Here is a 1,045-nt window from a genome sequence, read left to right as displayed (position 1 = left end):
GAAGGAATCGAACCTTCGATGACTCAAAGTCATTGAGTTTACAGCTCAACTCGTAAACCAACAAACGAAGCCTTCCTAAGGGAGTTCGAGTTTTTAAATTTTTTTGTTTAAGTTTATTAACCCCGTGCAATTTCCATTACACGAACCTTATTTCGACTTAACACCAATTAAAGTTATACATTCGAAAATAATATGAATATAAAATTATAACTATTTATATATTTATTTATATACATAAATCAAACTTATTGCATTTCTTCTTTCAGCGCCTGACGAGTGGTTAGTACCTAATTGAGAAACGATTCACCGTTACGTGATGATTAACGATTACTAGTAATTCCTTATTCATGTAGTCGAGTTACAGACTACAATCCATATTAATCAAATTTAAGGATTAGCTTATTTTCACAATATAACATCCTTTTGTAATGAAAAATGTGGCACGTCTATAGCCCACAATATTTTGGCCATGATGACTTGTCTTGATCCTATATATATAGTCCGATCTAGTGGCAAGGTATATTATACATATAAATAATACCAAGGTTTTCGCTAATTGTAGGAATTAACCTAATCTCACGACATTAACTAAAGACAGCCGTGCAGCGCATGTAATATAATTAAATATTATTCAAATTGTGGTAAGATTAATCGCGGGTTATCGAATTAAATAACATACTTCACTACTGGTTTCAAAGACGGCCTAATGATTTCAGTTTTAATGTTGCCATTGTACTCTTGAGGTGGAATGCTTACACTTTTATTTATAAACTAAAAAGTTTTTTAGTTTATGACATTCAGAATTTTCTGCTTGGACTACTAGGGTATCTAATCCTGCTCGTTACCCAAGCCTTCGTACCTCAACGTCAGTTTTTATAAAGAAGGTCGTATTAACTGCTACCTGTCTTTTTGTTATTTGCAAATTCTATCTTTTCTTCAAAAATTCAATTCTTCTTTTATAAAACTCTAGAAAAAAAGTACCCTTTTTAAGGTTTATTTTTCCGTCTATGTACACTTTAAACCTAATTAAGATGACTTACACTTG

Annotated in this window: 1 rRNA gene; it reads right to left on the bottom strand. The window is 31.6% G+C overall.

Going from position 1 to position 1,045, the window contains the following annotated elements:
- Positions 1–108: 108 nt before the first annotated feature.
- Positions 109–1,045: ribosomal RNA gene (locus ACYVBS_RS14610) — 16S ribosomal RNA — on the bottom strand; the annotation flags it as partial.

It is taken from the genome of Lysobacter olei, assembly GCF_054777355.1.
Note: the sequence above shows the minus strand (reverse complement) of the source record. Positions and strands in the feature narration are given on the sequence as shown.